A 16,560-nucleotide genomic window follows, 5' to 3' on the forward strand; every position below is an offset into this window, starting at 1 on the left:
CCCCCCATGAGCCGCGACAGCTACATCCACCGCCGCGCCAAGCGCATCCGCCGGCTGACAGGGCCCCATCCTGCCCGAGGCCTGCGCCTCAAGGACCACCTCGTCGTCCGCATCATCGCTGACCAGGCCCGCCAGCACGTCGTGACCGACGCCATCCGGCGAAAGATGGAGCAGCGTCGTGGCTGAGCACTCCACCATCGAGTGGACCGACGCGACCTGGAACCCGATCACGGGCTGCACCATGGTCTCGGCCGGCTGCACCAACTGCTACGCCATGGGCCTCGCGGCCACGCGGCTGCGGCATCATCCCTCCCGCGCCGGCCTGACCCGAATGACCGGCGGCCGGGCCGTCTGGACGGGCGAGGTCCGCCTCAACGACCAGTGGCTCGACCAGCCGCTCGGCTGGGCCCGCCCGCGTCGCATCTTCGTCTGCGCCCACGGCGACCTCTTCCACGAGGCGGTGCCCGACGAGTGGATCGACCGGGTCTTCGCGATCATGGCCCTCGCGCCGCGCCACACCTTCCAGGTGCTGACCAAGCGGCCGGAGCGGGCGCGGGCCTACCTGTCGGAGTTGCAGCGCCGGATCACGGTCAGCGCCCACACAGTGCAATTGGGGACCGGCGTGCTCGGGGCCGATGTCGTGGACCTCACGCCTTGGCCCCTCCCCAACGTCTGGCTCGGCACCTCCATCGAGGATCAGGCCACCGCCGACGCCCGCATCCCCGATCTGCTCGCCACCCCCGCCGCGATCCGCTTCGTCTCGGCCGAGCCGTTGCTCGGGCCGGTGGACCTGGAGAGCGCCTGGCACGAGGAGAGCGCCCTAGAGGGCGATTGCTGGGGCGCGTGCGGCTGGTGCGACGAGGGGCGACCCCCGCTCCACAACTGCATCCGCGCACGGCAGAGCGACCAAGAGGCACACCGAAGCCGATCCGGCCTCGACTGGGTCATCGTCGGCGGCGAGAGCGGCCCCAAGGCCCGCCCCATGCATCCCGACTGGGCCCGCGCGCTCCGCGACCAGTGCCAGGCCGCCGGGGTGGCCTTCCTGTTCAAGCAATGGGGCGCTTGGTCCCCTCTCTCAGAGGATGCGGACTGGGGCCGCGACTGGATGCTGCTCCACGCCGACGGCGATCACGACCTGCCTGACGGTCGCGCGCCGGCCTACGAGTTGGGCGAGATCGCCATCCGCCACGTCGGCAAGACCGCCGCCGGCCGCCTCCTCGACGGCCGCACCTGGGACGAGGTGCCGGCATGAGCCGCCTGAGCTACACCCGCCGCCGGTCCCGCCGCATCCGCCGGCTGATGCGGTCCGACCCCACGCGCGGCCTGCGCCTGACCGACCGCCTGGTCGCGCGCCTCCTCGCCGATCAGGCCCGGGCCCTCGGCGTCCCCGCCCCGCTCGCGCCCGCCTACACCCCGCGCTGGATCATCGACGCCATCCTGGAGGCCGCCCATGGCTGACGCCCCCGATCCCGCGCCCGCCGATCCCGGCCTGCACATGATCGCCCGCGCCATAAGGGGCGAGCTCACGCAGCCCAGCCCCGAGGACCGCGCCCGGCTCTTCGCCGCGTGGCGCGCGCTCGACCCCGCCACGCGCGGCACCTTCTTCGAGTGGGCGCACGGCCGCAAGGCCGAGGCCGAGGCCCAGGGCGTCCCCATCGCCCAGCTCCTCGCCGGCGAGGGCGGCTGACCATGCCGGCCGCTCTCAAGCCGGACCGCCCACCCGACCCGCAGCTCCTCGCCTTCGTGGAGGCCTTGGCACGAGCCCACGCCCATGCCGATAATGCCGCCACCCTCGCCCCGGACGCCCCATGCCCGACCGCCGCCGAGCCTGCATCTACGCCCGATTCTCGACGGACCTCCAATCCGACCGATCCATCGACGATCAGGTTGCGCTTTGCCGCGCCTACGCCGCCCGCGAGGGCCTGACCGTCGTCACCACCTACAGCGACCGCGCCCGCACGTCCGCCTCCCTGATCGGCCGCGACGGCCTGCAAGACCTCATGGCCGACGCCCGCGCCGGCAAGTTCGACGTCCTGGTCGTCGAGGCTTTCGACCGCCTGAGCCGCGACCAGGAGGACCTGGCCGGCATCCACAAGCGGCTCGATTTCCTGCGCATCCCGATCCTCGCCGTCAACGACGGCCGCGCCGACGCGATCCAGATCGGCGTGCACGGGCTCCTGGGCCAGATCTGGATGGACGGCCACAAGAAAAAGGTCCGGCGCGGCATGGCCGGCGTGATCCGCGGCGGTCGTCACGCCGGCGGCCGCGCCTACGGCTACCGTCCCCTCCCCGGCCAGCCCGGCGAGCTGGAGATCGTCGAGGCCGAGGCTGAGGTGATCCGCCGCATCTTCGCGGCCTACGCCGTCGGCACCTCCGCCCGCGCGATCGCGGCCGAGCTCAACGGCGAGGGAGTGCCGCCGCCGCGCGGGCCGCGCTGGAACGCCTCCACCCTGATCGGCAACCACGCGCGCGGCCACGGCCTCCTCCGAAACGAGCTCTACAAGGGCATCCAGGTCTGGAACCGCATCACCATGGTGCGCGACCCCGACACCGGCCGGCGCGTCAGCCGGACGAACCCCGAGTCCGAATGGCAGCGCAGCCCCGCCCCGCACCTGCGGATCGTCGAGGACGCGCTCTATGACCGCGTGCAGCTCAGCAAGGCCGACCGCGCCCAGTCGGGCGCCCGGGGCCGCGCCCTTACCCGCCCGCTCCGGCCCTTCTCGGGCCTGCTGCGCTGCGGCTGCTGCGGCGCCGGCATGTCGATCTCCAACCGGCGCGGGACGGCCATCCTGATCCGCTGCTCCCGCTCGGTCGAGAGCGGCACCTGCGCCAACCGCCGCCAGGTCCGCCTGGACCGGATCGAGGCCGCCGTCTTCGCCCGCCTGCGCGAGGAGCTGGAGCACCCCGCCTACCTGCGCGAATATCTGCGCGTCTACCACGGCGAGCGGCAGCGCCTCGCCAGCGCCGCCCGCCGGGACAAGGCCCAGCTCGGCCGCGCCGCGACCAAGGCCCGCGCCGCCTTCGACCGGGCGCACAAGCTCTACATCGATGGCGTCACCGACGGCCCGGCCGCCGAGGCCAACATCCGCCGCCTCCTGGACGAGGCCCGGGCCGCCGAGATCGCGCTCGCCCAAGCCGAAGCCGAGGTGCCGGTGGTGGAGCTGCACCCCGCCGCGCTGGCCCGCTACATCGACGCCCTGGCCGACCTCGCCCCCAGCCTCGCCGCCCCGACCCCGCCCGCGCAAGAGGCCGTCGCCATCCTGCGCGAGCTCATCAGCGCCGTCGTGGTCACCCCCGAGGAGAGCCACGTGGACGTCGTGATGCACGGCTACATGGCCATGCTGCTGGGTCGGGACCGACTGGATTGCAGGGGTTTGATGGTAGCGGAGGAGGGATTTGAACCCCCGACACACGGATTATGATTCCGCCGCTCTAACCAGCTGAGCTACTCCGCCACGGGGCCTGCATCTAAGGCGCGCGCGGGGGGGCGTCAACGGCAAAGTGGGCGCCTCGCGCCGGGCCATCCGCCGGACCCGCGCCGCCCCCTTCCCTCCGCGCGCCGCCTCGGCCATGACTCCCCCGCAGCCGCGACGGAACGCCCCCATGGACCTCACCCAAGCCCTCGCCGCCATCGTCGGCCCCGCCCACCTCCTGCAGGGCCCCGACGCCGCGCCCTGGGCGCGCGACTGGACCGGCGGCTACCGGGGCCAGCCCCTCGCCGTCGCCCGGCCCGGATCGACGGCCGAGGTGTCCCAAATCCTCCGCATCGCCCACGACGCGCGGCTCCCCGTCGTCCCCGCCTCCGGGCGAACCGGCCTCACCGGGGCCGCCCACGCGCCCGGCGCGCTCGTGCTGTCGCTCGACCGGATGAACCGCATCCGCGCGCTCAAGCCCGGCCCCCGTCTCGCCATCGCCGAGGCCGGCGTGATCCTCGAACGCCTGCACGAGGCCGCCGCCGCCCACGACCTTCAGTTCCCGCTCACCTTCGGGGCCAAGGGCTCGGCCATGGTGGGCGGCGCGCTCTCGACCAACGCGGGCGGCTCCAACGTCCTGCGCCACGGCTCCGCCCGCGACCAGGTGCTCGGGCTGGAGGTCGTCCTGGCCTCCGGCCGCGTGCTCGACCTGATGGCGGAGCTGCACAAGGACAACTCCGGCTACGCGCTCCGCCACCTGTTCGTCGGGGCCGAAGGGACGCTGGGCGTCATCACCGCCGCCGTGCTCAAGCTGGTGCCCCGCCCGCGCGCCCACGCCACCGCCATGATCGCCGTTCCCTCCGTCGCTGCCGCGCTCGATCTCCTGTCGCGCCTCCAGGAGACCACCGGCGGCGGCGTCGAGGCCTTCGAGTACATGCCCCGCGCCTTCATCGCCGCCCACCTCACCCAGACCCCCGGCGCCCGCCCGCCCTTCGACTCCCCCCACGAGCACACCATCCTGCTGGAGGTCGGCTCCACCGCCCCGCGCGACGCCCGGCCCGGCCCCGACGGCGCCACGCCCCTGATGAGCCTGGTGGAAGGCGCGCTGGCCGAGGCGCTGGTCCGGGGCCAGGTCCTCGACGCCGTGCTGGCTCAGAACGAGGCGCAGCGCCGCGCCATGTGGGAGCGGCGCGAATCCGCCGCCCGCATCACCTTCACGCGGCCCGCCTGGGTCGATACCGACGTGGCGCTCCCCCTCGACCGGCTGGAGGAGTTCCTCGCCACCGTCCGCCGCCGCCTGGCCGAGATCGATCCGGGGGCCGACGACATGGTGGTGGCGCACCTAGGCGACGGCAACGTCCATTACACCGCCTATCCCACGCGCGGCGATACGGACCACCTCGCCGCGATCCGCGCGCTGGTGGATGCCACGGCGACAGCCCTCGACGGCAGTTTCTCGGCCGAGCATGGGGTGGGCCTGTCCAAGCTCGCCTCGATGCGGGCGCACAAGGATCCGGTGGCGCTCGACACGATGAGGGCGCTCAAGGCCGCGCTCGACCCCCACGGCATCCTGAATCCCGGCAAGGTGCTGCCGGCGCCCTGACGCGGCCCGACCCCTGCGCGCAACGCCTGGACGGCGTGCGCGGCACGGCCCTTCTTTGACTCCAAATATCCCGGGGGAAGCCCCGCAGGGGCTGGGGGCAGCGCCCCCTCCGCCCCCTCAGAGGTCGAAGAACCCCGGCCCGGCCTCGCGCCGCATCCGGCAGGCCATGACGCCGCCGATGTCGCGCCCTTCCTCCAGCGGCCCGGTCGAATCGTCCGCCAGCACGCGGCTCCCGTCCGGCCGCAGGATCTCGCCCCGCATCCGCAGCCGGTCGCCCTCGATCTCCGCCAGCCCCGCGATGGGCGTCTGGCACGACCCGTCGAGCCCCCGCAGGAACGCCCGCTCCGCCGCCAGCCGCAGCCCGGTGTCGCGGTCGTGGATCAGCGCCAGCATCTCGCGCGCGCGGCCGTCCGCCGCCCGCCGCTCCACCCCGATCGCCCCTTGGGCGAGGGCGGGCAGCATGGCGTCGGGCGGGATCGGCCGCGCCGGCACGTCGGCGTAGCCCAGACGGTTCATCCCCGCCATCGCCAGGAACGTGGCCTCCGCCACCCCCTGCGCCAGCTTCGACAGCCGCGTCTGCACGTTGCCCCGGAACTCCACCACCTCCAGATCCGGCCGCCGCGCCAGAAGCTGCGCCCGCCGCCGCAGCGACGACGTGCCGACCACCGCCCCCTCGGGCAGGTCCATCAGCCCCGCGTGCGCGGTCAGCGTCACAAAGGCGTCGCGCGGGTCCTCGCGGGGGAGATAGCAGTCCAGGAGCAGCCCCTCGGGCTGCTCCACCGGCATGTCCTTCATCGAATGGACCGCGATGTCGATGCCGCCCGCCAGCAGCGCCTCCTCGATCTCCTTGGTGAAGAGCCCCTTGCCGCCGATCTGCGACAAGGGCCGGTCCTGCACCGCGTCGCCGGTGACGCGGATGACGACGATCTCGAAGGCGGCCTCGGGGAGCCCGGTGGCGGCCATCAGCCGTTGCCGGGTCTCGTGGGCCTGGGCCAGCGCCAGCGGCGAGCCGCGCGTGCCGATGCGAAGGGGATTCTGGGTCATGACGCCGCTATCTAGGTGCCTCCCGGCCAACCCACAACGGGGATGCCCAAGCCGTGACGAACGCGCGAGCGGCTTGACAAGTTGCGTGTCCCCCGGGCACGGCTCCCGGCATGACCAAGCTCCTCCTGCGCGCCCTCGCGGGCGAGACGCTGCCCGTGCCCCCCATCTGGATGATGCGGCAGGCCGGGCGCTACCTCCCCGAGTATCGCGCCACGCGCGAGACGGCGGGCGACTTCCTGTCGCTCTGCTACAACCCCGACCTCGCGGCCGAGGTGACGCTCCAGCCGATCCGCCGCTTCGGCTTCGACGCGGCGATCCTGTTCGCCGACATCCTGCTGATCCCGCAGGCCCTCGGCCTCGACCTCGCCTTCGAGGCCGGCGAAGGCCCGCGCCTCTCGACCGTCACGACCGAGGCCGACCTCGCCCGCCTCAGGCCGACCGACGCCATCCACGACACGCTCGCCCCCGTCTACGAGACCGTCCGCATCCTGTCCGGGGCGCTCCCGCCCGAGACGGCGCTGATCGGCTTCGCCGGCGCCCCCTGGACCGTCGCCACCTACATGATCGCCGGCCGGGGCACCCCCGACCAGGGGCCCGCCCACGCCCTCATCCGGTCGAACCGCCCGCTGTTCGAGGCCCTGCTCGACCGCCTCACGCTCGCCACCATCGACTACCTGTCCCGTCAGGTGGAGGCCGGGGCCGAGGTCGTGAAGATCTTCGACAGCTGGGCCGGCTCCCTCCAGGGCGACGACTTCGCCGCCTATGCGCTGGCCCCCGCCGCCCGCATCACGGCGGCGCTCAAGGTCCGCCACCCCGGCCTCCCCGTGATCGCCTTCCCGCGCGGCGCGGGCGAGCGCTTCGCCGGCACCCACGCCGCCACCGGGGCGGACTGCATCGCCCTCGACGACGGCGTGTCGCCCGAATGGGCCGCCGCCCACGTCCAGCCCGACGGCTGCGTGCAGGGCAACCTCGCCTCCCCGCACCTCGTCACCGGCGGCGAGGCGCTGGTCACGGAAACTCGCCGCGTCGTCCGCGCCTTCGCCCACGGCCCCCACATCTTCAACCTGGGCCACGGCATCACGCCCGACGCCTCCATCGACAACGTGCACCGCATGATCGACACGGTGCGGGCGGGCTAGCTCCGCCAGAGGAGCCAGACCGCCACCCCCGCGAGCGCGAGCGACAGCCCGCGTCGCACCCGCCGCTCGCGCGTCGGGTCGGTCAGCAGCCGCCGCGCCTGCCCCGCCAGCCCCACGATGCCCGCGTGCACCCCCGTCGCCACCGCGACATAGCCCCCGGTCAGCGCCAGCGTCTGCGGCAGCAGCCCATCGCCCGGCGGCAGGAAGCCGGGCAGCACCGCGACATAGAACACCCCCGCCTTGGGGTTCAGGAGGTTCGTCACCAGTCCCCGCCGGAAGGCCCGCGCCACCGCCCGCCCCGGCAGCGGTGGTGCCTCCTCCACCGCGCCGCGCCAGCCGTCCCAGGCGAGCCACAGGAGATACGCCGCCCCGCCCCAGCGCAGGACCTCGTAGAGCGCCGGAGAGGCCGCCACCAGCGCCGCCAGCCCCAGCGCCGCCGCGACGCCGACCACCCCCAGCCCCAGCGCCACCCCCGCCACGGCGGCGAGCCCCACGCCCGCCCCCTCCCCCGCCGCGACGACGGCGAGCCAGGCCATGTTCGGCCCCGGCGTCAGCTCCACCAGCAGCGCCGTCAGCAGGAACGCCGCCCACCCCGTCATGCCCCGCCTCTCCCACCGATTCGGGTCCAGCCTAACCCGTCCCGGCCCCGTCCACGTCCTCTGTCGAGGGGGGCTCTGCCCCCCGCTTCGCTCCCCCCGGGATACTTGGAGCCAAAGAAGGGCCAAGGAGCGGACGGGAGGAGCGCCACGCGCCCCGCCTCGTCCGCGTCGCCCCGCCCGTCCTGGCCCCCCCGTCCGCGATTCGGCCCGTCTCGCGCGCGCGTGGCACACCCTCCGGGGGTGTTGCGCGCGGTGGGCGTCGGGCGTTCGTCGCCCTCACAGGTCCTTAACGCCTCCGTGCGATCCTCCCCCCATGCGCAACCCCAGGCCTCGCCGCCGGGCCGCTCCCTCCTCCGCCTGCGCCGGGGCTGGCGGGGGGCGAGATCGCCGGCGGGACCGGAAAGGAGACCACGACGAAGAGCCAGCCGCCCGTGCGAGGCGGCGCAGATCCGACGCGATGGGCCAAGAGCGGCCAGATACGCGGCCAGGGAGAAGAACGCGGGACCGAAACCCGTCTCCGCCCCCTCGATGCCCTTGGACCCAGCCCGCTGCCCAGCGGACCGGCCCTCCCGCCCGCGCGCGCCCCGCCCCCGCGGCCCGGAGAAGACCCGGAAGCCTCGCGGGGTTTTACTCTGTCCGGGACATGGCCCTTCTTTGACCCCAAATATCCCGGGGTGAGCGAAGCGAGGGGCGGAGCCCCTTCAGACCCACTTCGCCAGCGGCGGCAGGCTCATCAGCACCGCCTCGGCGTCGTGCCCCGAGGCCAGCCCGAACTTCGTCCCCCGGTCGTACACGAGGTTGAACTCGGCATAGAGCCCCCGGTGGATCAGTTGACGCTCCTTCTCGGCCTCGCCCCAGGGCTGCGCCACCCGCCGTTCCGCCAGCGGCAGCCACGCCGGCAGGAACGCGCGGCCGATGTCCTGGATCATCGCGAAGTCCCGCTCCCAGTCGCCCGAGTTGTGGTCGTCGAGGAAGATCCCCCCCACGCCCCGCGCCCGCCCCCGGTGCGGCACGAAGAAATACTCGTCCGCCCAGGCCTTCTGGCGCGGATACTCCCCCTCCCCATGCGGGTCGAGATGCGCCCGCAGCACGTCGTGGAACCGCGCCGTGTCCTCGGGATACTCGATCGCCGGGTTGAGGTCGGTGCCGCCGCCGAACCACCAGGCGGCGGGCGTCCAGAACATCCGGGTGTTGAGGTGCACCGCCGGCACGTGCGGGTTGCGGGGATGCGCCACGAGGCTGATGCCCGACGCCCAGAAGCGCGGGTCCTCGGCCACGCCCGGCACCCCCCGCGCCGCCATGGCCTTCTGCGCCTCGGCCCCCAGCACGCCATGGACGGTGGACACGCCGACGCCCATCTTCTCGAAGACCCGCCCGCCCTTGAGCACCGCCATCACGCCGCCGCCCGCGTCGCCGCCGTCCGGCGCGCTGCGCCGCGTCTCGCGGAACTGGAACCGCCCCGGCGCGATCCCCTCGGCCCCGGCGGCCTCGCCGTCCTCCAGCCCTTCGTAGGCCGCCACGATGCGGTCCCGCAGATCCCCGAACCAGGCCGAGGCGCGCGCCTTCTCGTCGGTCATCATCTCGGCGTCCATGCCTCACCTCCTTGCTATCGGATATCGGACCTAGCGCCCTTTCCCGGCCTTCTCCACGGGATTAGGACAAGGGGAACAAGGAGTCCTCCCATGCGCCGCCCCATCACCGCCGCCGTCCTGCTCTCGGCCCTGGCCCTCACGGCCTGCCAGACCCCTCGGGAGGCCTGCCTGTCCTCCGCCTCGCGCGACCTGCGGGTGATCGATTCGCTGGTCCGCGAGACCCAGGGCAACCTGCGGCGCGGCTACGCCATCGAGCAGAGCCAGGAGGTCCGCGTCCGCCGCGACTTCTGCCGCGTGCGGGACGACGACGGCGACACCCGCCTGATCCGCTGCGACGACACCGACGTGATCGACGTGAGCCGCCCCGTCGCCATCGACCTGAACGCCGAGCAGGCCAAGCTGGACAGCCTGCTCGAACGCCGCGCCCGCCTCGCGCGGGAGCAGGAGGCCCGCGTCGAGGCCTGCCGGACCGCCTACCCGGAGTGAGCGCGGCGCGTCCGCGCCACCGCCGCCTTGGCCCCGGCCTTCAGCTTCAGCGGCTGCGCGGCGTGGAGGAGCTTGAACCCCCCGTCGCCGCCGATCTCCTCGACGTTGCGGAACAGGTCCGTCAGCGCGGCCTCGTAGGGCAGGTGCCGGTTCGCCACCAGCCAGAGCTGCCCGGAGGGCGTCAGCGCCTTGGCCGCCGCGCGCAGGAAGGCCTGGCCCAGCCCCGGCTCGGGCCGCCGCCCGGCATGGAAGGGCGGGTTCGTCACGATCCCGTCGTAGGGGCCGCGCGCGCCCTGCGTCGCGTCCTCCCACAGGAAGCGCGCGCGCGGGTCCGCCACGTTGAGCCGCGCGCAATCCAGTGCCAGCCGCTCGGCCTCGATCAGGTCGAGGGACTCGACCCCCTCGCGTCCCAGCGCGGCAAGCGCCAGCACGCCCACCCCCGCCCCGAAGTCGGCCATCCGCTTGGGCAGCTTGGCGGGCAGCACGCTCGCCAGCAGCAGCGAGCCCCGGTCCGGCCCGTCCGCGCTGAACACGCCCGGCTGCGAGAAGAGCCCGTCCGGCCCCTGCCCCAGCTCGCCCAGGGCCCAGTCCTCGAACCCCGCGCCGCCCGCGAACCAGAACAGCCGCCCATGCCCCTGCGTGAGGCCCTGCACGTCGTCGCGCCGCGTCCGCACCTCGCGCCAGAGCGCGTCCACCCCGTCCGTCCGCTGCCCGTCCACGACCACCAGCGGCGCGAGCCGCGCGGCCTCGGCGATCAGCCCGCGGGCCAGCGCCTTCGATCGCGGCACGCAGACCAGCGCCGCCTCGGCGGGGGCGCCCTCGTCCACCACCCGGTAGCCCGCGCCCGCCCAGGCGTCGCGGTCGGGGCGGAAGCTGTGCCGGATCAGCACCCCGTCGCGGGGCAGGGCCGAGAGGTCCATGGCCGAGGGGGGCCGCAGGACGAGAAGTCCCTCGGACGGCAGCGAAAGGCCCTCCCCGAGGGCCGTGGCGAGGCGTGAGCGTGACATGACGGCGGGCGAGGCGCCCTTATTCCTTTTCCATGGTGCATTGCAGCGGATGCTGGTGCCGCTGCGCGAAGTCCATGACCAGCGCGACCTTGGTCTCCGCGATCTCGTAGGAGTAGACGCCGACCACCGCGAGGCCCTTCTTGTGCACCATCAGCATCAGGTCGAAGGCCTGGGCGTGGCTCATGCCGAAGAAGCGTTCGAGGACGTGGACCACGAACTCCATGGGCGTGTAGTCGTCGTTGAGGATCAGCACCTTGTAGAGCGGGGGACGCTGCGTCTTGCTGCGCGTCTCGAGCTTGATGCCGGTGCCGCCGTCCTGGTCCCGGCCGGGCCCGCCGGCCATGGAAAACGCTTGACCCGTGATCATGGGACGATGCCGACCTATCCAAGATGGAATTTCGTGTCGTGTCTATATAAGCCCACGACTCGCGCAAGGAAAGACGCGAGGGAGCACGGATGCCGTCCTGGACCATCGGATTCGACGCCGACGACACCCTTTGGCACAACGAACGCTTCTTCCGCGGCACCGAGGACCGCTTCGAGGAGCTGCTCTCGGCCCACATGGACGGGCCCGGCCTGCGCGCCCGCCTGCGGGAGGCGGAGCGGCGCAACCTCGGCATCTATGGCTTCGGGATCAAGGGGTTCACCCTCTCGATGATCGAGACGGCCGTGGAGGCGACCGAGGGCCGCGTCCCCGCCGCCGTGATCGGGGAGATCCTGGCCATGGGGCGCGACATGCTGGCGCACCCCATCGACCTCCTTCCCCACGCCCGCGAGGCGGTCGAGGCGGCGGCGCGCGAGGGCGAGGTCGTGCTCATCACCAAGGGCGACCTCCTCGATCAGGAGCGCAAGCTGGCGCAGTCGGGCCTGGGCGACCTCTTCGACGCGGTGGAGATCGTCAGCGACAAGACCCCCGCCACCTACCTGCGCGTGTTCGCGCGCCACGGCGGACGACAGTCGATGATGATCGGCAACTCGCTCAAGTCCGACGTGATCCCGGCGCTGGCCGCCGGGGCCTGGGGCGTCCACGTGCCCCATGGCCTGACCTGGGAGCTGGAGCACGCCGACCCGCCGCGCGACCACCCCCGCTTCCGGGAGATTCCCTCGCTGGGCGACCTCCCCGGCCTCGTCGCCACCCTCGATTCCCGGCACTGAGGCCGACACGCCACAGCGGATTTTTCTGTCGGCGCAGGGAACCGGCCGTCGCGGAGCAGCCACCCCGCCCGTGGTAGGCGCGCGCCGCGCCGACCGCAACGGCTAGGGGTCAATCGCTCGCGCGGTCGCGGACCCGGTCCCGCAAGATGCTTTTGCGTCGCCGCTCCCCGTGGTATCCTCCTCCTCCATAAGAGGTGAACGGGCACGCATCCGTTCCCCGGGGCAAGAAGGGGCAGTGTCATGGGCAGTCGAATCCGGCGGTCAGCCTGGCTGGCGGTCATCCTTGTCGCGAACGTTCTCGGCGCTGTCGCGGCGCAGGCCGCGCCCTACGCCGCCTTCGTCATGGACGCGCGCACCGGCCAGATCTTCCACGAGGAGAACGCCGAGACGCCGCTGCATCCGGCGTCGCTCACCAAGATGATGACGCTCTATCTCGCCTTCCAGGCGATCCAGCAGGGTCAGATCTCGCTCGACACCGTGGTTCGCATCCCCCGCGATGCCGCCGACGAGCCGCCCTCGCGGCTTGGCCTGCGCGCGGGGCAGGAGATCAAGCTCCGCTATCTTCTCCGCGCGGCGGCCGTGAAGTCCGCCAACGACGCCGCCATGGCCATCGGCTATGCGCTCGGCGGCTCGCGCGAGGGGTTCTCCGACCGCATGAACGCGATGGCGCAGGCCATGGGCATGAAGGACACCCACTTCATGAACCCCAACGGTCTGACCGAGCAGGGGCACTACTCCACCGCCCGGGACATGAGCATCCTGGGGCGGCACCTGATCTATGACTTCCCCCAGTACTACAACCTGTTCTCGCGCCGGACCGCCGATGCGGGCCTCGCGCAGGTCGCCAACACCAACCGCCGCTTCCTCGACGCCTACGATGGCGCGGACGGCATCAAGACCGGCTTCACCAACGCGGCGGGCTACAACCTGACCGCCTCGGCGCAGCGCGGCGACGTGCGGATCATCGCCACCGTCTTCGGCGGCACCTCGACCGCCGACCGCAACGCCCGGACGGCGCGGCTCCTCGACATGGGCTTCGCCCACGCGCCCGCCCACGCCCAGGTGGTGATGACCGACCCGCCCGTGGCCGCCGCGACGACGCGGGTGGCCGCCAACACGAACGCCGCGCCCGCCGAGGCCCAAGCCCCAGCTCCGCAGGGCAAGGTGCGCGTCAGCGGCCTCATCGAGACCTCGCTGCGCCCGCAGCCGCGCCCCGGCTCCACGGTCGTGGCCTTCGCCACCGCCGTCTCGGACGAGGAGATCGAGGATGCCGTCACCGCCGCCCTCGCCGAGCCCGACAAGGGCCCGACCGAGATCATCATGACCGCCGCCGCCATCCGACCCGAATCGGCTCCGCTGGTCGCGCCCGAGCCCGAGGTCGTGCAGCGCCTCTCGACCTCCGGCGGCTCGCTCTGGGGCATCAACCTGGGCAGCTTCACCACACGCGACCGGGCGGAGCGGGCGCTGATCCAGGTGGCGCTGGCCGAGTCGACCACGCTCGGCGACGGGCTGCGCCGGGTCATCCAGCGGTCGGGTGGCTTCGACGGCAACATCATGGGCCTGACCCGCGAGGAGGCCGACCTCGCCTGCCGCCGCCTCCAAGCCCGGGGGACCACCTGCTTCATGATCGGCACCGAGGAGTGAGGCCCGCCCGCGGAGCCGCCCCGACGGGTGGCCTGCGCAGTCGGGACGCCGGCCCGAAAGAATGATGAAGGGGGCCAAGCGGCCCCCTTTTCCGTTCATGGGGCGGCCCGCCCTACTCCGCCGCCTGTGCCGCCGGAAAGGCCGCCGCCATCAGCGTCCGCGTGTAGTCCGACCGGGGGGCGCCGAAGACCTCGGCCGCCGGCCCCTGCTCCACCACGTCGCCGTCCTTCATCACCAGCACCCGGTGCGACATCGCCCGGATCACCTTGAGATCGTGGCTGATGAACAGGAACGCCAGCCCGTGCCTCTGCTGGAGCCCGCGCAGGAGTTGCACGATCTGCACCTGCACCGTCATGTCGAGCGCGCTCGTCGGCTCGTCCAGCACCATCAGCCGGGGCTTGAGGACCAGCGCCCGCGCGATGGCGATGCGCTGCCGCTGCCCGCCCGAGAACTCGTGCGGGTAGCGGTCCATCGTGGCGGGGTCGAGCCCCACCTCCCCCATGACCTCGGCCACCATTCCGCGCCGGTCGCGCCCCGGCTCCACGCCATGGACGCCCAAGCCCTCGGCGATGATCTCGCCCACCGTCATGCGGGGGGACAGCGAGCCGTAGGGGTCCTGGAACACGATCTGCATCTGGCGCCGCAGGGGCCGCAACTCGCGCTGGCCCAACCGCTCGATGGACTGGCCCAGGAACACGATCCGTCCGGAGGTCGCGGGCAGCAGCCGCATGACGGCTAGCGCCAGCGTCGTCTTGCCGGACCCCGATTCGCCCACGATCCCCAGCGTCTCGCCCGCCCGCACGGCCAGCGTGGCGTCGTTGACCGCCTTCACGTGCCCGACCGTCCGCTTGAGGAAGCCGCGCTGGATCGGGAACCAGACCCGCAGGGATTCCGCCTCGGCCACCGTCTCGGCCCCGGCGGGGACCGGCGTTGGCAGCCCCGTCTGCTCGGCGGCCAGCAGCTTCTGCGTGTAGGGATGCTGCGGCCGCGCGAAGATCTCCGCCGCCGGCCCCTGCTCCACGATCTGCCCGCCCTGCATCACGCAGACCCGATCCGCGATCCGCCGAACGATGGCGAGGTCGTGGGTGATGAAAAGCATCGACAGCCCCTCGTCCCGCTTGAGGTCGGCCAGCAGGTCGAGGATCTGCGCCTGGATTGTCACGTCGAGCGCCGTCGTCGGCTCGTCGGCGATCAGCAGCTCCGGCCCGTTCGCCAGCGCCATGGCGATCATCACCCGCTGCCGCTGCCCGCCCGAGAGCTGGTGCGGGTAGGCGCCGAGCCGGTCCTCGGCGTTGCGGATGCCCACGCGGTTCAGAAGCTCCACGATCCGCGCCTGCACGGCGTCGCCGCGCAGCCCCTGGTGCAGTTCGATGGATTCGCGGAGCTGGGTCTCGATGGTATGCAGCGGGTTCAGCGAGGTCATCGGCTCCTGGAAGATGAAGCTGATATCGTTGCCGCGCACCCGCCGCAGATCCCGCTCGGGCGCGCCAACCATCTCGCGCCCCTCGTAGCGGACCGAGCCCTCCACCCGCGCGGTGTCGCCCAGCAGTTGCACCGTGGACAGCGCCGTGACCGACTTGCCCGATCCCGATTCCCCCACCAGCGCCACCGTCTCGCCGCGCCCGACGGCGAAGCTCACGCCGCGCACGGCATGGACGAGCCCGCCGTCCTGGGCGAAACGCACGTGGAGGTCGCGGACCTCGAGGACGGGATCGCTCACTTGAAGGTCTTCCGGGGATCGAAGGCGTCGCGCACGCCTTCGAAGATGAACACGAGGAGCGACAGCATGATCGCGAAGGTGAAGAAGGCGGTGAAGCCCAGCCACGGCGCCTGAAGGTTCTCCTTGGCCTGCTGCGACAGCTCGCCCAGCGACGGGGCCGAGGAGGGCAGGCCGTAGCCCAGGAAATCGAGGCTCGCCAACGTGCCGATGGCGGCGGTGATCCGGAAGGGCAGCATCGTCACGGTCGCCACCATGGCGTTCGGCAGCAGGTGGCGGAACATGATCGTCGCGTTCGAGACGCCCAAGGCGCGGGCCGCCCGGACATACTCGAAGTTGCGTGCCCGCAGGAACTCGGCCCGCACGACGCCAACCGCGCCGATCCAGCCGAACAGCACGATGATCGCCACCAGCAGCCAGAAACTTCGTCCCAGGATCGCGAACAGGATGATGATGACGTAAAGCTCCGGGATGCCACCCCAGATCTCGATGATCCGCTGGAAGATCAGATCCACCCAGCCGCCGAAATAGCCCTGGATCGCCCCGGCCACGACCCCGACCAGCGTCGTCGCCGCCGTCACCATCAGCGCGAAGATCACCGACAGTCGGAAGCCGTAGATGACCCGCGCCAGCACGTCGCGCTTGGTGTCGTCGGTGCCGAGCCAGTTGTGGCGATCGGGCGGCGAGGGAGCGACGCCCTGGATGTCCACGATGGTCCGGTAGCTGTAGGGAATCAGCGGCCAGAGCATCCAGCCGTTCTGGAACTCCGGGTCCGCGATCGTCCCCGCCTGCGCCTGCTCGATCAGCCCCTCCGGGTCGTCGAAACAGTCCGCGAGCCCCCCGGTCGCGATCAGGCACCGCACCTCGGGGTCATTGTAGGCCGCCTCGGACGGGAAGTCGCCGCCATAGGACTGCTCGCTGTAGAAACTGAAGATCGGCATCCGCAGCTCCCCCCGGTAGGACACGAGGATCGGCCGGTCGTTGGCGATGAACTCGGCGAAGAGCGAGATCACGAACAGGATGGTGAACACCACCAGCGACCAGAAGGCGCGCTTGTTGCGGCGGAAGGTCCGCCAGCGCCGCTGGTTCAGCGGCGACAGCCGCGACGGGCGCGGCCGCGTCGCCGCGCCCATCAGCGTCTCGACCTGCGGGACCGAGGCC

The 16,560-nt window shown here is 72.5% G+C and carries 17 protein-coding genes and 1 tRNA gene; 10 read left to right on the plus strand and 8 right to left on the minus strand.

Going from position 1 to position 16,560, the window contains the following annotated elements:
* Positions 1-6: 6 nt before the first annotated feature.
* The 5 genes from J2Z33_RS11620 to J2Z33_RS11640 all read left to right on the plus strand — a co-directional run bounded on the left by J2Z33_RS11620 (position 7) and on the right by J2Z33_RS11640 (position 3,422).
* Positions 7-186, plus strand: a complete 180-nt coding sequence (locus J2Z33_RS11620; RefSeq protein ID WP_209841079.1) for a hypothetical protein — start codon at positions 7-9, stop codon at positions 184-186.
* Positions 179-1,252: a DUF5131 family protein gene (locus tag J2Z33_RS11625; RefSeq protein WP_209841083.1), complete on the plus strand. Its 1,074-nt coding sequence runs from the start codon at positions 179-181 to the stop codon at positions 1,250-1,252. The genes J2Z33_RS11620 and J2Z33_RS11625 overlap by 8 nt, the downstream gene beginning before the upstream one ends.
* Positions 1,249-1,458, plus strand: coding sequence for a hypothetical protein (locus tag J2Z33_RS11630; protein ID WP_209841086.1), 210 nt, complete (start codon positions 1,249-1,251; stop codon positions 1,456-1,458). The genes J2Z33_RS11625 and J2Z33_RS11630 overlap by 4 nt, the downstream gene beginning before the upstream one ends.
* Entirely contained in the window at positions 1,451-1,687 is a 237-nt protein-coding gene (locus J2Z33_RS11635) for a hypothetical protein (protein ID WP_209841089.1), read from the plus strand. The genes J2Z33_RS11630 and J2Z33_RS11635 overlap by 8 nt, the downstream gene beginning before the upstream one ends.
* A gap of 121 nt (positions 1,688-1,808) precedes the next feature.
* Positions 1,809-3,422: a recombinase family protein gene (locus J2Z33_RS11640; RefSeq protein ID WP_209841197.1), complete on the plus strand. Its 1,614-nt coding sequence runs from the start codon at positions 1,809-1,811 to the stop codon at positions 3,420-3,422.
* Here J2Z33_RS11640 and J2Z33_RS11645 read toward each other — a convergent pair.
* Positions 3,379-3,455, minus strand: a tRNA-Met gene (locus tag J2Z33_RS11645). The genes J2Z33_RS11640 and J2Z33_RS11645 overlap by 44 nt on opposite strands.
* 148 nt (positions 3,456-3,603) lie before the next feature.
* On the opposite strand from J2Z33_RS11645, the gene J2Z33_RS11650 reads away from it, so the two are divergent.
* Positions 3,604-5,016, plus strand: coding sequence for an FAD-binding oxidoreductase (locus tag J2Z33_RS11650; RefSeq protein WP_209841093.1), 1,413 nt, complete (start codon positions 3,604-3,606; stop codon positions 5,014-5,016).
* A 117-nt stretch (positions 5,017-5,133) separates the two neighbouring features.
* Here J2Z33_RS11650 and hemC read toward each other — a convergent pair whose 3' ends face one another.
* On the minus strand, positions 5,134-6,060 hold the full coding sequence (hemC, locus tag J2Z33_RS11655; protein WP_209841095.1) for a hydroxymethylbilane synthase: 927 nt from the start codon (positions 6,058-6,060) through the stop codon (positions 5,134-5,136).
* A gap of 110 nt (positions 6,061-6,170) precedes the next feature.
* Between hemC and hemE the strand changes: the two genes are divergently transcribed.
* Positions 6,171-7,199, plus strand: a complete 1,029-nt coding sequence (hemE, locus tag J2Z33_RS11660) for a uroporphyrinogen decarboxylase (RefSeq protein WP_209841098.1) — start codon at positions 6,171-6,173, stop codon at positions 7,197-7,199.
* Here hemE and J2Z33_RS11665 read toward each other — a convergent pair.
* Positions 7,196-7,798: a LysE family translocator gene (locus J2Z33_RS11665; RefSeq protein WP_209841102.1), complete on the minus strand. Its 603-nt coding sequence runs from the start codon at positions 7,796-7,798 to the stop codon at positions 7,196-7,198. The two genes, hemE and J2Z33_RS11665, sit on opposite strands and share 4 nt — an antisense overlap.
* A gap of 701 nt (positions 7,799-8,499) precedes the next feature.
* Positions 8,500-9,390 (minus strand): oxygen-dependent coproporphyrinogen oxidase, encoded by an 891-nt coding sequence (hemF, locus tag J2Z33_RS11670; RefSeq protein WP_245218793.1) that lies wholly within the window; start codon positions 9,388-9,390, stop codon positions 8,500-8,502.
* A gap of 90 nt (positions 9,391-9,480) precedes the next feature.
* Here hemF and J2Z33_RS11675 point away from each other — a divergent pair, with 90 nt between their 5' ends.
* Positions 9,481-9,876, plus strand: coding sequence for a hypothetical protein (locus tag J2Z33_RS11675; protein ID WP_209841106.1), 396 nt, complete (start codon positions 9,481-9,483; stop codon positions 9,874-9,876).
* On the opposite strand, the gene J2Z33_RS11680 is transcribed toward J2Z33_RS11675, so the two are convergent.
* Positions 9,864-10,883, minus strand: coding sequence for a class I SAM-dependent methyltransferase (locus tag J2Z33_RS11680; RefSeq protein ID WP_209841111.1), 1,020 nt, complete (start codon positions 10,881-10,883; stop codon positions 9,864-9,866). The genes J2Z33_RS11675 and J2Z33_RS11680 overlap by 13 nt on opposite strands.
* 19 nt (positions 10,884-10,902) lie before the next feature.
* Entirely contained in the window at positions 10,903-11,226 is a 324-nt protein-coding gene (gene clpS / locus J2Z33_RS11685) for an ATP-dependent Clp protease adapter ClpS (RefSeq protein ID WP_209841114.1), read from the minus strand.
* A 113-nt stretch (positions 11,227-11,339) separates the two neighbouring features.
* Here clpS and J2Z33_RS11690 point away from each other — a divergent pair, with 113 nt between their 5' ends.
* Both J2Z33_RS11690 and J2Z33_RS11695 read left to right on the plus strand, forming a co-directional pair.
* Positions 11,340-12,038 carry an HAD family hydrolase gene (locus J2Z33_RS11690; protein WP_209841117.1) on the plus strand — a complete coding sequence of 233 codons (699 nt, stop codon included), beginning with the start codon at positions 11,340-11,342 and terminating at the stop codon, positions 12,036-12,038.
* Positions 12,039-12,278: 240 nt separating this feature from the next.
* Positions 12,279-13,682: a serine hydrolase gene (locus J2Z33_RS11695; RefSeq protein WP_209841120.1), complete on the plus strand. Its 1,404-nt coding sequence runs from the start codon at positions 12,279-12,281 to the stop codon at positions 13,680-13,682.
* Between the two features lie 112 nt (positions 13,683-13,794).
* Here the strand turns inward: J2Z33_RS11695 and J2Z33_RS11700 are convergent, their stop codons facing one another.
* Together J2Z33_RS11700 and J2Z33_RS11705 are read right to left on the minus strand one after the other, a co-directional pair.
* A complete protein-coding gene (locus J2Z33_RS11700) occupies positions 13,795-15,402 on the minus strand; it encodes an ABC transporter ATP-binding protein (RefSeq protein WP_209841123.1) in 1,608 nt (535 codons plus the stop codon).
* Positions 15,399-16,532 (minus strand): ABC transporter permease, encoded by a 1,134-nt coding sequence (locus tag J2Z33_RS11705; protein WP_209841203.1) that lies wholly within the window; start codon positions 16,530-16,532, stop codon positions 15,399-15,401. The genes J2Z33_RS11700 and J2Z33_RS11705 overlap by 4 nt, the downstream gene beginning before the upstream one ends.
* Between the last annotated feature and the right edge of the window lie 28 nt (positions 16,533-16,560).

Origin of the sequence: Rubellimicrobium aerolatum, from assembly GCF_017872975.1 — a bacterium.
In the GTDB taxonomy this organism is placed as follows: Bacteria; Pseudomonadota; Alphaproteobacteria; order Rhodobacterales; family Rhodobacteraceae; genus Rubellimicrobium; species Rubellimicrobium aerolatum.

Excerpts from the sequence above, each read along its gene's own strand:
- hemF (WP_245218793.1), bottom strand. The coding sequence starts at position 9,390 with ATGGACGCCGAGATGATGACCGACGAGAAGGCGCGCGCCTCGGCCTGG.
- J2Z33_RS11680 (WP_209841111.1), bottom strand. The coding sequence starts at position 10,883 with ATGTCACGCTCACGCCTCGCCACGGCCCTCGGGGAGGGCCTTTCGCTG.
- J2Z33_RS11690 (WP_209841117.1), top strand. The coding sequence starts at position 11,340 with ATGCCGTCCTGGACCATCGGATTCGACGCCGACGACACCCTTTGGCAC.
- hemE (WP_209841098.1), top strand. The coding sequence starts at position 6,171 with ATGACCAAGCTCCTCCTGCGCGCCCTCGCGGGCGAGACGCTGCCCGTG.
- clpS (WP_209841114.1), bottom strand. The coding sequence starts at position 11,226 with ATGGCCGGCGGGCCCGGCCGGGACCAGGACGGCGGCACCGGCATCAAG.
- hemC (WP_209841095.1), bottom strand. The coding sequence starts at position 6,060 with ATGACCCAGAATCCCCTTCGCATCGGCACGCGCGGCTCGCCGCTGGCG.
- J2Z33_RS11695 (WP_209841120.1), top strand. The coding sequence starts at position 12,279 with ATGGGCAGTCGAATCCGGCGGTCAGCCTGGCTGGCGGTCATCCTTGTC.
- J2Z33_RS11665 (WP_209841102.1), bottom strand. The coding sequence starts at position 7,798 with ATGACGGGGTGGGCGGCGTTCCTGCTGACGGCGCTGCTGGTGGAGCTG.
- J2Z33_RS11705 (WP_209841203.1), bottom strand. The coding sequence starts at position 16,532 with ATGGGCGCGGCGACGCGGCCGCGCCCGTCGCGGCTGTCGCCGCTGAAC.
- J2Z33_RS11635 (WP_209841089.1), top strand. The coding sequence starts at position 1,451 with ATGGCTGACGCCCCCGATCCCGCGCCCGCCGATCCCGGCCTGCACATG.
- J2Z33_RS11630 (WP_209841086.1), top strand. The coding sequence starts at position 1,249 with ATGAGCCGCCTGAGCTACACCCGCCGCCGGTCCCGCCGCATCCGCCGG.
- J2Z33_RS11640 (WP_209841197.1), top strand. The coding sequence starts at position 1,809 with ATGCCCGACCGCCGCCGAGCCTGCATCTACGCCCGATTCTCGACGGAC.
- J2Z33_RS11620 (WP_209841079.1), top strand. The coding sequence starts at position 7 with ATGAGCCGCGACAGCTACATCCACCGCCGCGCCAAGCGCATCCGCCGG.
- J2Z33_RS11650 (WP_209841093.1), top strand. The coding sequence starts at position 3,604 with ATGGACCTCACCCAAGCCCTCGCCGCCATCGTCGGCCCCGCCCACCTC.
- J2Z33_RS11675 (WP_209841106.1), top strand. The coding sequence starts at position 9,481 with ATGCGCCGCCCCATCACCGCCGCCGTCCTGCTCTCGGCCCTGGCCCTC.